The organism is Leucothrix pacifica, assembly GCF_003172875.1.
In the GTDB taxonomy this organism is placed as follows: domain Bacteria; phylum Pseudomonadota; class Gammaproteobacteria; order Thiotrichales; family Thiotrichaceae; genus Leucothrix; species Leucothrix pacifica.
Genome location: NZ_QGKM01000083.1, coordinates 1 through 13,112, shown reverse-complemented (window position 1 = coordinate 13,112; position 13,112 = coordinate 1). Strand labels below are relative to the sequence as shown.

Annotated in this window: 14 protein-coding genes; 5 read left to right on the top strand and 9 right to left on the bottom strand. The window is 46.9% G+C overall.

Annotation, left to right across the window (positions count from 1 at the left end; translation table 11 throughout):
* Nucleotides 1–19: 19 nt before the first annotated feature.
* The 7 genes from DKW60_RS20420 to DKW60_RS20390 form a co-directional block, all read right to left on the bottom strand.
* Nucleotides 20–1,177, bottom strand: a complete 1,158-nt coding sequence (locus DKW60_RS20420; protein ID WP_109839515.1) for an imelysin family protein — start codon at nt 1,175–1,177, stop codon at nt 20–22.
* A gap of 9 nt (nt 1,178–1,186) precedes the next feature.
* Entirely contained in the window at nt 1,187–2,593 is a 1,407-nt protein-coding gene (locus DKW60_RS20415) for a di-heme oxidoreductase family protein (protein ID WP_109839514.1), read from the bottom strand.
* Between the two features lie 3 nt (nt 2,594–2,596).
* A complete protein-coding gene (locus DKW60_RS20410) occupies nt 2,597–3,856 on the bottom strand; it encodes an imelysin family protein (protein WP_109839513.1) in 1,260 nt (419 codons plus the stop codon).
* 102 nt (nt 3,857–3,958) lie between these two features.
* The gene (gene hemP, locus DKW60_RS20405) at nt 3,959–4,132 is read right to left on the bottom strand and encodes a hemin uptake protein HemP (protein WP_181389817.1); all 174 of its coding nucleotides are present in this window, start codon (nt 4,130–4,132) and stop codon (nt 3,959–3,961) included.
* 132 nt (nt 4,133–4,264) lie between these two features.
* Entirely contained in the window at nt 4,265–5,269 is a 1,005-nt protein-coding gene (locus tag DKW60_RS20400) for a Fe(3+) ABC transporter substrate-binding protein (protein WP_109839511.1), read from the bottom strand.
* Between the two features lie 23 nt (nt 5,270–5,292).
* Entirely contained in the window at nt 5,293–5,976 is a 684-nt protein-coding gene (locus tag DKW60_RS20395) for a Fe2+-dependent dioxygenase (protein WP_109839510.1), read from the bottom strand.
* An 88-nt stretch (nt 5,977–6,064) separates the two neighbouring features.
* Entirely contained in the window at nt 6,065–8,284 is a 2,220-nt protein-coding gene (locus DKW60_RS20390) for a TonB-dependent receptor (protein ID WP_109839509.1), read from the bottom strand.
* Between the two features lie 350 nt (nt 8,285–8,634).
* Here DKW60_RS20390 and bamJ point away from each other — a divergent pair, with 350 nt between their 5' ends.
* From bamJ to DKW60_RS24745, 4 genes are all read left to right on the top strand, one after another.
* Nucleotides 8,635–9,321, top strand: a complete 687-nt coding sequence (gene bamJ, locus DKW60_RS20385) for a BamJ family beta-barrel-assembly machinery protein (RefSeq protein WP_219988856.1) — start codon at nt 8,635–8,637, stop codon at nt 9,319–9,321.
* A gap of 292 nt (nt 9,322–9,613) precedes the next feature.
* Entirely contained in the window at nt 9,614–10,069 is a 456-nt protein-coding gene (gene exbB, locus DKW60_RS20375) for a TonB-system energizer ExbB (protein WP_342767125.1), read from the top strand.
* Nucleotides 10,056–10,439: a TonB system transport protein ExbD gene (gene exbD, locus DKW60_RS20370; RefSeq protein ID WP_109839507.1), complete on the top strand. Its 384-nt coding sequence runs from the start codon at nt 10,056–10,058 to the stop codon at nt 10,437–10,439. The genes exbB and exbD overlap by 14 nt, the downstream gene beginning before the upstream one ends.
* Nucleotides 10,439–10,711 (top strand): ferritin family protein, encoded by a 273-nt coding sequence (locus DKW60_RS24745; RefSeq protein WP_425451371.1) that lies wholly within the window; start codon nt 10,439–10,441, stop codon nt 10,709–10,711. The genes exbD and DKW60_RS24745 overlap by 1 nt, the downstream gene beginning before the upstream one ends.
* A gap of 85 nt (nt 10,712–10,796) precedes the next feature.
* Here DKW60_RS24745 and DKW60_RS20360 read toward each other — a convergent pair whose 3' ends face one another.
* Nucleotides 10,797–12,353, bottom strand: coding sequence for an exonuclease domain-containing protein (locus DKW60_RS20360; RefSeq protein ID WP_109839506.1), 1,557 nt, complete (start codon nt 12,351–12,353; stop codon nt 10,797–10,799).
* Nucleotides 12,354–12,516: 163 nt separating this feature from the next.
* On the opposite strand from DKW60_RS20360, the gene DKW60_RS20355 reads away from it, so the two are divergent.
* Nucleotides 12,517–12,870: an isocitrate lyase/PEP mutase family protein gene (locus DKW60_RS20355; protein WP_109839505.1), complete on the top strand. Its 354-nt coding sequence runs from the start codon at nt 12,517–12,519 to the stop codon at nt 12,868–12,870.
* Nucleotides 12,871–12,891: 21 nt separating this feature from the next.
* Here the strand turns inward: DKW60_RS20355 and DKW60_RS20350 are convergent.
* Nucleotides 12,892–13,112, bottom strand: a 221-nt coding sequence (locus tag DKW60_RS20350) for a CcdB family protein (RefSeq protein ID WP_109839504.1), incomplete at its 5' end; no start/stop codon positions are given.

The window sequence follows — 13,112 nt, the reverse complement described above, 5'->3', positions numbered from 1 at the left end:
ACGCTTGCCCTGCAGTCCTCTAGTCGCCATCGCTATCATTAAAACCTAACTGCACACCGAGCTTTGGCGCGGTATCGTGAATCAGTTTTGACAATGCCAGCGTTTCATCAAACAAAGCATCAGCTGCTGCCAGATCTTTTGCTTCAATCTGTGCAAACAAGTCCGTACTTGGAAATTCAATGTCACGAATGGCAATTAGCTGTTGTTCCAATTGCTTAGCCAGCTCAGCTTCATTGTGTTGCCTAAGCCAATCCAAAATGCCACCTTGCTTTAATACCAGTTCAATACCTTGAATATTAGCGCGAATATTGGCCAGAGAGTGACCGCTGCGCCATGCCTCGAGTTTGTAAGCGTTGGTGTTGTCCCGCGCTGCATCTTTTCCAGAGAGTTGCGCGGCTTTAGCGAGTGGATTTCGTAATTTGTTGATGACCGCTTCTGCTGATTGATCCAGCTTGCCCAGTGCCATTTCCAATGCTTGTGTGCTGTTTGCAAAGACAGGGTTTTCACCTTGTCCCGGTTTAGCCAGTGCGTCTGCATAACTGCCTTGCCACTCGCGATAAATCGATGAAATATCACGCTGCAACATCGCGCTGCTGGCTAATAAATGCTGACAATAACGACTATCGTTGCCAAGGAATTGTTTGAGGATGTCATCATCTGTTTTGTCGCGGTCAAACAACAAGTATTCCAGCGTTGCAAACCCTTGTGCGCCAACGCCAGCGAATGCCAGGTTATCCATGCTGATGTCATTGTCCTGAGTCAGTAGTTTTTTTATGACCCGTTTCTTGACCGGACGGAAGTAAATGTGCAGATCACGTTGTTGGCTGAGTGCAGGCCCAAATAAAGCCACCTCTGTTACCTGCCAGGCATTGATTGCATCTGCCCATTGTTTCCGCGTCGCCGTTAAGTTGGCCAGATCAGTGTTGTTACAAAAGGCGATAACCTGACGGTGTAAGGCAGTGGCTTGTTCGTCAGCTTGTTTGTACATCGGCAAGATTGCCTGCTGACTGATCCGCTGCAGTAGCGGTTGTAAGCTGAGCTCAGTTGTCGCGAGTGTCGTTGTTAACTCAGACCCGACTTGTGTGGTTGTGGCAGTTTCTGTGTCATCAGCTAGCAGAGGTGTTGCATAGATAGCACCAGCTACTGCAGAGTAGATCAGTAATCTCGATAATTTCATGGTGATCCCTTAAAGTGAATTCAAAAACGCAATCAATGCATCTCTGTCTGCTTTGCTCATGTCAACAAAGGCCTGTTTAGACGCTTCAGCTTCGCCACCGTGCCACAAAATTGCTTCGCTTAAATTACGCGCACGACCATCATGTAAAAAGCGGGTATGTTGATTCACTGTTTCGACTAAACCGATGCCCCACAGTGGCGGTGTGCGCCACTCGCGTCCGGTCGCCAAAAAGTCCGGACGGCCATCTGCCAAGCCTTCACCCATATCGTGCAGTAATAAATCACTGTAGGGCATGATGGTTTGCTTGGATAATTCTTTGATGGCAGGGTAGTCTGCCGTTTTAAAACTCACCTGATGGCAGCTGTTGCAATTAGCTGCAGTGAACAGTTGCTCACCTTTAATCACTTCAGGATTCGTCGCATTCCGTCTGGCAGGAACGCCAAGTGTTGAAGAGTAGAAGACTACTTTGTCCATCACCTTGTCTTCAACTTCGGGAGTACCACCGTGAACCGCCTTTTGGCAGTCCGTTTGAACAGCAGTGCAGCCTTGCTGTTTATGCATGCTGGAAGTCAGCCCCATGTCACCATGAAACGCGCTTTTTACTTGCTGAGCAATATTGGGTTGATTGGCCTTCAGACCAAAACGTCCTAAGACTGTTTTTTGTTTTTCAATGTCCCACACATAGTTGGCTCGGCCAGAAATGCCGTCACCATCTTTATCATCCGGATCAGCATTGGCGAGAATGTCGGCTTCTGCGATAGCATCGATAAGTCCCAAACCAATCATCACCGGGGCAACACGTGCCGAGGTCATCAGATCAGGGTGAAAATCACCGTAGGCGGGATTATCCAAATGTAATGTTGGTTTGATCAGCTGATAAGTCGAGCCATCTTTATATTGGCCATTAATGGTTTCATACGTGAAACGAGGTCTTGCTTCAGGCTTGATACCGGGGTTGGCTTTCGGTTGCAACTGGTCGCCATAGTTTGGCTCTGCAACCGCCCCTTGGGTCTTTAATAAAGCCTGATGCTCGTCACTGGTGGCCGGAATACTCAGGCGTATCAAAGTAGATAAAAAATCATCTCCCTCTTCAAGTGGAGGGTGCCCGCGACCGTCTTTAACATGACAGCTCTGGCAGGTATTGGTATTAAACAGTGGCCCGAGTCCATCCCGTGCCTTAGTGGAGGCTGGTGTCGGAACCCAGGGCTGCTTGAAAAAAGCATTTCCGATAAAGAAATTATCCCGTCGGAGAATGCTTAAGTTTTTTGCCGGTAATGAAAAGGCATTACGACTCGTGTCATAAACCGTTGTCGCGCCGCCAGACTTGATATTGGTCTTCGTTTGTTCGGCTTCACCATTGGCTAGTGCGGGTAGGAGACAAGCTCCTAATGCGGTGGCTAGTAGTGTCTTATTCATTGTCTATGATTCACCAAAAGAGTCGTTGGTTTCAGAGTTTAGATTATCAATACCCAGTACGCCGGCACTGGTTTCGATATCAGCGGTTTGTGAACGAAGCGCATCGATTACTGCCTGAATACGTGCGTTACCCGCTGCGTTATCAGGCAGAATTTGCTGATCAAAATGCTCACCGGTTTCAGCGGCTTCTACCACGGCAGCGGCAGTGCTTTGTGATGTATTTAGCTTAGCCGTCAGTGATTCGCTTAGCTTTGTATCTTTGGCCGCAACCAACTCAGCCAGGCTCACGCCTTTAACGACGTCTCCGTTCGGGCGCTTGTATTCACCTCGAAATACATTCTGAATACCACGGGCATTCTCTGCGATATCGATGTGTGTATTGTCACTGAAGCAAGAGTGCTCATCTTCCTGAGAGTGTGCTAATAGTGCAACGTTGATGCGCTCACCCGCCAACTCTCCTAAACTCAGGCTACCCATGCCGAATAGCATTCTACGAACCGCTTCGTTCTCATCTAACGAAAGGAAAGTCTTACGATAGTTGTCTGACTCTGGTGCCCAGTCTGCAACAATTTCTTCCAGATCTTTAATCAGCAGATCCGTTGCTACTGTCAGGTATTGGCCGCGACGGTCACAATTACCATTGGTGCAGTCATCGCCTTTAGCATAGTCCGTAAAAGGGCGAGTCCCCGCATCGTTGGCATTTTTATTTAAGTCCTGACCCCACAGCAAAAACTCAATCGCGTGATAGCCCGTTGCAACATTAGCTTCAGAACCGCCTTTTTCGTGATACGACTCTAACAGTTCTATATTGATTGGCTCTTTGCCCGAAATGATATTCGCCTGACCAAACTTGTTACCGTCTTCGTGCTCGTAGCTGGTGTCCACGTAATCGATCAGACCCTCGTCCAATGGCCATGCATTGACTTTACCTTCCCAGTCATCCACGTTTGGATTGGCAAAACGAAATACTTCAGTCTGACCATAAGGAACACGTGCTGCCAACCAAGCTTGTTTAGCCGCTGTTAGTGTCTCTTCTGAAGGAGTATTGACCAAGGCATCTACCGCAACTTTAAGATTTTTAGCGGTGCTCAAAGAGTCAGAAAATGCGGCATGAGCAATGTTGACGTAAGTATTCATGGTGGCTTTCGGGCTGATATCATCAGCACTGACAGTAGCGCTATTCATGATTAGCGCACCTGCAACGGTAAGCTGTAGAGCGCCTGCTAGTGCGACTTTCGAAACGAGGGTATTTAGTTTATTCATAAGTTATTGGCTGACTAGTTTGATCGTTTAAAAGAAGGCGACATGGCTGACTCAACTAATTGATGTTGGCTAGGGCCTTAATGAGGTAAGTTGTGATTGATTTCAGGTAGCCTGACTAGGTGTTGAGCCTTTACAGTCATCTGCTGCGGTCAAAATTAGTTTTCCGCGTCGTGTAATACTGAGCAGATAAGGCTTTTCACCATGTTTTAGGATCACCCTTTTACCATTGGCCATAATGGTTTTCAGATCAATAAAGGGAAGCTGTGATTCAGTCATCTCAGTGTTGCTCTTTGTGTTAATAGGAAGTGTTCTCATTTGCAGGAAGATAGCAGAATTATTTAGTAATGCAAATCATTCTTATTAATTTTTGATGAAATGCTCCAAGGCCAAGATAAGACCGGGATAAGGTTATCGCCAACCGGCTTTATCCATCAATTTACTAGCCTCAGCGTTGAAGCGACCGAGTGCCATGAGATTTAAAGAGTCACTTTTAAATTTCCCCCAAGCTTGTAAACGCGGGTCAGCGGGTATACCTGCTTTTACAGGGTATTCACCATTCACCGTGGCATACCAACGCTGTGCGTCATCTTTAAGCAGATAATTTAGCAAGCGAATTGCATTGTCTTTGTGCTTGGCTGAGCGTGTCACGCCTGCACCACTGATATTGATATGCGCGCCGCGGTCAGCTTGGTTAGGCCAAAACAGAGCCGCTTGATTGGCTGCTGCCTGCTGCGCCCGGTCGCCACCGAACAGCATTTGAGCGTAGTAATAACTATTGGCAATAGCCACATCGCAGCGTCCGGAGGCCAGTGCTTTAATCTGGTCCCGGTCACCACCGACAGGGTTTTGAGCAAAGTTTTTAACCAGACCATTAGCCCACTGCTGCGTTTTTGGTAAACCAATGCTCGCGATCATGGAGGCGGTTAATGATTGATTGTAAATACTGCCGGATGAACGCACACAGACACGACCTCGCCATTGCGGCTGAGCCAATGCTTCGTAAGTCGATAACTGCTGAGGGTTCACACGTCCCTTGGCATAAAAAATAACTCGTGCACGATAGGTGAGGCCAAACCAAGTATTGCCCGGATCACGTAAATTAGCCGGAATCATCCTGAACAATGAGGGTGAGTTGATCGGTTGTAATAAGCCCAGGCTTTTGGCGCGGTACAGACGACCTGCGTCTGCAGTCATCAATAAATCCGCCGGGCTATTCTGACCCTCTGCCTGCAGGCGCTTAATGAGCACATCATCTTTACCAGTGACCAGATTTACTTTAATACCAGTATCTGCCTGAAAAGCATCCAGCAAAGGCTTAATTAATTGGGATTGACGGGAGGAATAAATATTCACAGTGTCAGCAAATACAGAGCTGCTCACTGACAGTAAAAATATGAGTAATAGTTTAGACATAATTTAACTCCTTATGGTTGAAATCAGGTATCAGCCCAGCGGCGAATCAGGTTGTGATAAACACCCGTCAGGCGAACTACATCGTGGTCTTGCATGCCTTGTTGTGAGGCGATGGACTGAATGCTCTTGTCCATTTGATACAGCAGGTCACGCTGCGCATCATCACGCACCATGCTTTGCATCCAGAAGAAAGAACTGACACGTTTACCACGCGTGACAGGGTTCACTTGGTGGTAGCTTGTTGAGGGGTAAAGCACCATGTCACCAGCAGCAAGTTTGATCGATTGCTTGCCGTAGATATCATCGATTTCAAGCTCACCACCATCGTATTCATCAGGTTCGCTGAAAAATAGTGTCGCCGACAGATCCGTACGAACGCGAACCACACTGTTAGGCACGATGCGGATCGCGTTATCAATATGCGTGCCGAAGTGGCCGCCATTTTCATAACAATTAAACAACGGGGGAAATATTTTGGCAGGCAAGGCAGATGAGATGAACTGAGTATTCTGTGCCAATGCATCTAAAATCATGTTCCCAAGCTGTTGTGCGGTTTCTGAAGACTCAGGGAGTTGGGTGTTGTGCTTAACGGTGGCTGATTGTTCACCAGCAGTAACCTTGCCATCCGTCCAGTCAGCATCATCCAAATGTTGGCGTGCAAATTTGACCTGTTCGGCGTTTAGTACTTTAGTTAGATGAATGAGCATTGGGGTTGGCCTCATGCTTGTAAATAAAAGGCCTGATTTACCGGCGTGAGAGGGGAAGTATCACACCGGTAAAACAGGCTTGCTGTGGTTAGAAGTCGTAGTTCATTGTCAAACTGGCAGAGCGGCCTGCTCCGGTAAACACAAACGGACTTCCACTTCGGTAGAATGAATCGTAGAGGTCTTCATCCGTTGCGTTGATCACATTCGCTTGCAGACTGAGTGATTTATTGACTTTGTACTCCGCCATCAAGTCCAGACGGTTAGTCGACGCTAAGGTGTTGCCTGTTGTTGCGGCGAATGTTCCGCCGTGAATTTCACCGGTATGAGTGATTGATCCACCCACTGCAAAAAGTGGGGTGACGGCATACTTGGCTTGCACAAATGCACTCTTACTTGCGACATTGGCGAGCTTCAAGCCGATAGTGGATGCATCAGCAGAGTCTATGACTTCGGTGTCCAGATATGCAGCACCTGCGGTTAGAGTAAGCTTTGGTGTGGCTTTTCCTGACACACTGAACTCCGCACCTTTGACACGTGCTTCGCCCGTCTGAGTGGTCACCGCTGGTGATCCACGGCCACCGCTAGTTTCAAGTTGGTTTTTCTTATCGATCTGGAAGATAGCAGCCGTTAGCGCAAGATTGTCATTCGCCAGATTCCACTTGGTTCCAATTTCGAAATTGAGGTTTTCTTCAGGTTTGGTAAATGCCGCAGTGGTATCCGTTAATCCACCATAGGCTGCGGCGCCGGCGTCCAGCAGTTCCCCCGGAACATTAGATGAGGAGCTAACCGTGGCATAAATGCTGCCATTGTCACGTGGCTTGTAAGTGAGCCCTAAGTGACCGTTGAGGAAGTCGGTGTCTAACGAGGCAACGTTGGCCGCGTCATACTCATTTACATCACTGTTTTTTGAGATGTCATAGTAGTCATAACGTATGCCACCAAACGCCTGGAATTTTTCATTAAACTTGATGGTATCCATCGCATATAGGGCAGCAGTTTGTACTTCAGTCAATGCTCCACTATTGTTTTTACTCAAGCTACCGCAGCCGGTTTGATAAATATCAGGGTTGTAAACATCGAGGGCAGTACAACCACTTGTGTCACCGACTATGTCATAGCCTGCTTTACGGACCTCTTCCTTGCTGACTTCAAAGCCAATCGAGAAGGTGTGTTCATGATTACCAATGTGGCGCTCATGAGTTAGCTGGCTGTTTATACCAGCGAATTTATTCGTGTAAGCCGCTGTTTTAGGGTTAGTTGCAGAGATCACGCCATCACGTGCCTGAGGGGCGACAACCGCATAATCATTGGTCGTTTTACCGGTACGTAATTTTGTGGTCAGACGTGTCTGATCAGTGAAGTCAGTACTAAGTGTTGCGGTAAAGATGTCCGCTCCGGTTTCCTGAAAGTCACGATTACGGATGCCGTACCAGTTAGAACCTACATCCGCTGGTTTACCAGCATCAGAGTCCCATGGCACACCAAAGTCTGGCAGACTCTCTGTACGTAGGTGGTAATACTCAACTAACAGATCACTTCTCTCTGTCGCTTTGTAGCCCACACCTAGTGCAATACCCGCTCGCTTGTCATAGACCTCATTACGACCAGCAACATCTGAGTCTTGCAGCAAAACGTTGGCGCGCACAGTAACACGATCATTGATGACTTTGTTTCCATCAACGGTAAGGCGTTTGTCGTCCTCACCGACGGTTAGCGAGAATTTCGCGAAGTCTTCTTCTTGTGGCTTCTTGCTCACGCTGTTGACCGCACCACCGGTTGTACCACGTCCTGCAAAGGTTGAGCTGGCACCTTTGGCAATTTCAACTTGTTCGGTATTAAACACCTCACGATTGGTTGAGCCGGGGTCACGCATGCCATCCATAAAGACATCACCACGTGCTTCAAAGCCACGAATAATAAAGCGGTCACCGTAAGCATTGCCGCCTTCACCGGTACCAAGAGTAATTCCGGGTTGCGTTGCCATTAGTGATTTCAGCGCTGTGACTTTGCCGTCTTCCAGCTGTTCCTTACCGATGATGTAGATGCTTTTTGCTGTATCCAGTAATGGTTGAGTAAATTTAGGATTGCCTGAGGTGTCGATTTTGTATGGAGCGTCCGGGTCGGCGTTAGGGTTGGTGCCCGCTACTTGTTTGTTCCCGGCGACAGTTACCGTTTCAAGTGTGATGACTTCCTCTGTTGCATGAGCGATTGAGGAAAACGAGGCGACGGCGACTAATGCCGCGGAGGTCAGTTGTAAGGTACTGACAGGATGATTGTTACGAGTATGCTCGCAGTTTGATTTGCTCACAGCTGTGGACTCCTAAGTGTGTACAAGAAGAAAACATCTATGGCTATGGCAAGTGGCTATCTGATGCGGTAATTTTTGCGAATGATATTGATTCGCATTTATATTGGCAAGCAATTTATTAATATTTCACAATGTATGCTAAGCGAAGTGATTGCTATGTTGCCTATAGACTGGCTATACGGAAGTGCGTGTAAAGACTAGCGAGTGGTTTTGTCATGTTAAAAAATGATAATTTAGTAGACGCTATCATGCGTCAGTTTTTGCCTTATAATAGCGCCCGAATGATAAAAGCTGGTATGTAATTGCCCGCTACAATAATTAAGTAAATTAAGTAAACTAAGGAAATCCGAATGAAACTGATCCCTCTCGCGTCTGCTCTGGCTGTATCAACTGTGCTTTCAACGGCTATGGCGACACCTTTAGAAACACTCGACCAACGTTTGAGTTACATCATGGGTGCCAACATTGCGGCACAATTTAAGCGTGACGATATTAAGATGGACTTCGATGCCATGAAGCTGGCATTTGATGAAGTGATGAATGACAAAGAACAATCGCTTTCTGATGATGAAAAGCGCAAGACCATTGCAGAAATCAGAAAGCTAAGTGCTGAGAAACAAGCTAAGAAAGCAGCGGAGCTATCGGCCAAAAATATTAAAGCTGGTAAGGAATATCTGGAAGCGAATGCCAAGAAAGAGGGCGTTGTCGTTACTAAAACAGGCCTTCAGTACAAAGAAATCACGGCTGGTACCGGTGAGATTCCAAAGGCGACTGACAAGGTAAAAGTTCACTACAAAGGAACATTAATCGACGGTACTGAGTTTGATAGCTCTTACAAGCGCGGCCAACCAGCAACTTTCCCTGTGACGGGTGTGATTAAGGGCTGGATTGAAGCGCTACAGCTAATGAATGTGGGTGATAAGTTCCAGTTGGCGATTCCATCTGAACTTGCTTATGGTAAGCGTGGCAGTGGTGCAAAAATTGGCCCGGATACTACCTTGCTATTTGACGTAGAGTTACTGGAAATTGTGAAGTAAATCGTTATACCGTCAAGTATACGTGTTGGCAGCCTGTGAACTACAGGTTGCCAATTTTAGTTCGTCTCCCACTCTATCTTCATTGGCCTCATTGCGTGTTCTTATCGCAAGTTCTCCTTCTGGTTGTTTTATCCCAAATCTCGCCATTAAACTTTTTACGGTTGGCATAATGAATTTCATATTGTAAATGCAAATGATATTGATTATCATTTAAGTGATTATACTCCCCTAGCCACTATGTAAGTAATCATCGATAGCCCGGGTCTTTGTTGTTTATTGATGGTAATTAAGCATGGATTGGATGGTTTTCTTAACCAAGCACCTGGATCACATGGTACTGGGTGTGTTGGGGGTAATGAGTTTTCTAATGCTCGCGTTCAGTCTTGAACGGTATTTCTATTACAAACGAGTACGCTTAAGTCAATTTAAGCATGTTGAGCTGTTGCAAAGTGACTTAACCAATAACCTGACGATTATCTCAAGTGTCGCTTCAAACGCTCCTTACATTGGCCTGCTAGGCACGGTGATTGGTATCTTGCTGACCTTCCATGCTATGGGGGATGGCAATATCGATGTCAATAAAATCATGGTTGGTTTGGCGATGGCACTCAAGGCAACAGCGGCGGGTTTGCTGGTCGCGATCCCAGCGATTTTGTTTTACAACGGATTGATGCGTCGGGTGGATGTGTTGACCGCTGACTGGCGAGCCATGCAAAAAGAGATTGGGCATCACCATGAAGCGCTTTGATCAGATCAACATGATTCCCTTTATTGATATTATGTTGGTATTGCTGGCGATTGTGTTGACCACTGCTAGCTTTGTATCGAGTGGTTTGATTGAGGTGAACTTGCCAAAGGCGGGGCAGGTGAGTGATGCACCTCGTGATGTGACTCCACTACAAATCGCTATTAACGCTGATAATGAGTTGTTTATTGCTGATGAGAAAATCCAGATCGATAGACTGGATGCTCGTTTAGATGTGCTGTCTAAGGATCAGTTAATTGTGTTGCGAATTGATAAAGCGGCTGTGTTTGATCACTTCATTACGTTGTTGGATGCGCTGAAGTCAAAGCAGTTTACGAACCTTTCAATTCAGGCTGAGCAGGAAGCTGGTTGATGAATAAGGCATTAGGCTTCTTGTTGTCTGGTTTGGTCCATGGTTTGTTGATTTGGCTATACTTTCCGCTGTCTGCTGAAAAGCCTGAGCCTATCGAGCCGCCCAAGTTAATCCCGCTGGAATTAGCGCAATTTTTTCCAGAGCCAGAACCAGAACCAGAACCACTCAAACTGCTAGATGATACCGAGATGGATCACACTTGGTGGCTGGAAAAGCAATTGGGCTTGATTGACAAGATTGGGCTGCAAAACTATCTGCAATCACAGATGTAAATACGTTCGCTGCTGATGTTCTGTCGGATGAAGGTAGGCGATCGCCTTCACCAGATAGAACATCCGTAGTCATTATTTTACCGGTTTAGACAGGCACAGCATCAAGTACGCGTACCTTTAAATTGTTACTTTTCTTCAGGTCTGGATTCAGTAAAAAACGCACCAAAATCAGGTATGTGTCGAGATCAAAACCAACACTCTCATCCACAGCTCCTTCACTTTCCCTAGTCAGATCAGCCGTTTGTGATTTGGCGATCTGAAAACCCAGGTCATACAGTTCATCCTGACTACGCACCGCCCGTATGTAGCGCCACTCGTTGAGCAAATGCCATGCGGTGTTATCTTCGCCTTCGCCGCGCTCCTCCAACAAAATGGCACTTGGCCATGGCCAGACACGATAACGCAGTTCTTTCATGGCGATGGTGACCCGCTCATTGTAGGCCTCTGCAGATTCTTTCTGGCAACAAGGCCCAAAGCACCGTTTCAGTTGATAGCCAAAACACGCAGTGCGATCCGCAGGTTTTTCGCTGGGCTGTAAGCCGCATAGCTTTTGACAGAGAAAGTAATATTGCGCGAGTTTTTCCATGCGCTCGATGGCTTTTTTACGGGTTCGAAATAGTCCAAACTGATTGGCGAGCCGGGCATTATCTGATGTGTCTTTAACTGCCACCACATGCATACAGTCATAACCGAGATCATCGCGTGTCAGTTGGAACTGAAAGAGCTGGGTGACTTTCTTGAGCCGGTGATTGTAGAACGGATTAAGCGCTTTGATCTCGCGACTTTCCAGCAGCTGAGCACCCAAATCAGTCGGGGTAGACTTGAAATCAATGTGCGCAATCTTGCCGCTCATTTTCAGGTCTTTAGGGTTGCTATGATCTGAGTTGAAGTGGCTCATCACACGGTCACGAATATTGACAGATTTGCCCACATACAGCAGCTTACCTTTGGTGTCGTAAAAATAATAAACACCCGGTGTGCGCGGCAACTTATCGATTTCTGCTGCATCAAGGTGCATGGGTAAGGAAGGGCGCTTGAGCAAGGCCGTGCAAGTGGCCTCGATTTCTTCATCCTCATACAGCTCGCTCGACTTCATGAATAACTGCCAAATGACCTCGGCATCATCCATGGCACGGTGACGATTCTCCACATTGAACTCAAAGCGTTTGATGATCTCGCTGAGCCCATGCCGTTTGAATTGTGGAAACAGCTTACGACTCACTTTGACCGAGCAAAGTGGTTTGGTGCTGTATTGAATGCCTACGCGGTTGAATTCGTTTTTCAAAAAGCCATAATCAAAGCGCGCATTGTGAGCGACTAATACACGGCCTTTTAACTTCTCATGCAGCGCTTCAGCGATGTCAGCAAAAAAGGGCGCATCATTTAAATTACTAGGGTGAATGCCGGTGAGCTTTTGAATAAAAGGCGGAATTTGGATTTCAGGATCAATGAGCGTATTCCAGCGCTCCACAATTTTGCCTTGCTCAACAATCAACAAGCCAACTTCAATAATGCGGTGATAGGTGACTTTACCGCCGGTGGTTTCAAGGTCTAACAGCACCATCTTCTCGGGAAAGCCTTTGGAGAGAGACTTACGTGCCTTTGCTTCGCGGGGTTGCATCCAATCTAATTGATCAGTCATGAATAACAGTTGTTATAGTTTTTAAGTTGGTCTGATTGTGTACTATTTTTTGAGGTGCTTATAGAAACACTGATTTAAGCAATGATATGAGCATAGGGCGACGTTATGACTTGATTCATAAACCAAGGGTGAGAAACTACATGGTTTTAATGCGGAGATCCTCATGGCCCCAACTTTCCCCAACCCAATGGCCGATCGCCTGCGCGCACTCATCGCTAAAAACGAATTAATCAAAATGCCTTGCTGCTTTGATGGACTCTCTGCAAGGCTGATTGAGCAAGCTGGTTTTGATCTGACATTTCTGTCGGGATTCGGTGCCTCGGCTTCGCGTTTGGGTGCGCCGGATACCGGTTTAATGAGTTATGGCGAAGTGCTTGATCAAGCGCGTAATGCTATGCAGCCGCTCAATATTCCCATGATTGCGGATGGCGATACGGGTTACGGAAATCAAATGAATATCGTGCGTACAGTGGCTGGATTCGCTCAGGCAGGATGCGCTGCAGTTGGATTTCGCTGACTTGCGTGAGCAGATTAGCTTTCAAATCCCTGAAAACAACAAATCTAAAGCCGCCATTATCTCTTGCCGTTTATCTGCGAGTGACGCGACGGGCTCTCCTAAGTTTGAAAAACCAATACCTGCTAACTCTGGTGTAGACATCACGACTGCAATACCCTCAATACGAAACTTAGGCATTAACCGCTGTGCTGTAGAAAATGTGCCAGACCTTTCCAATGGAACAACTACTCTGGTTCGGGTTA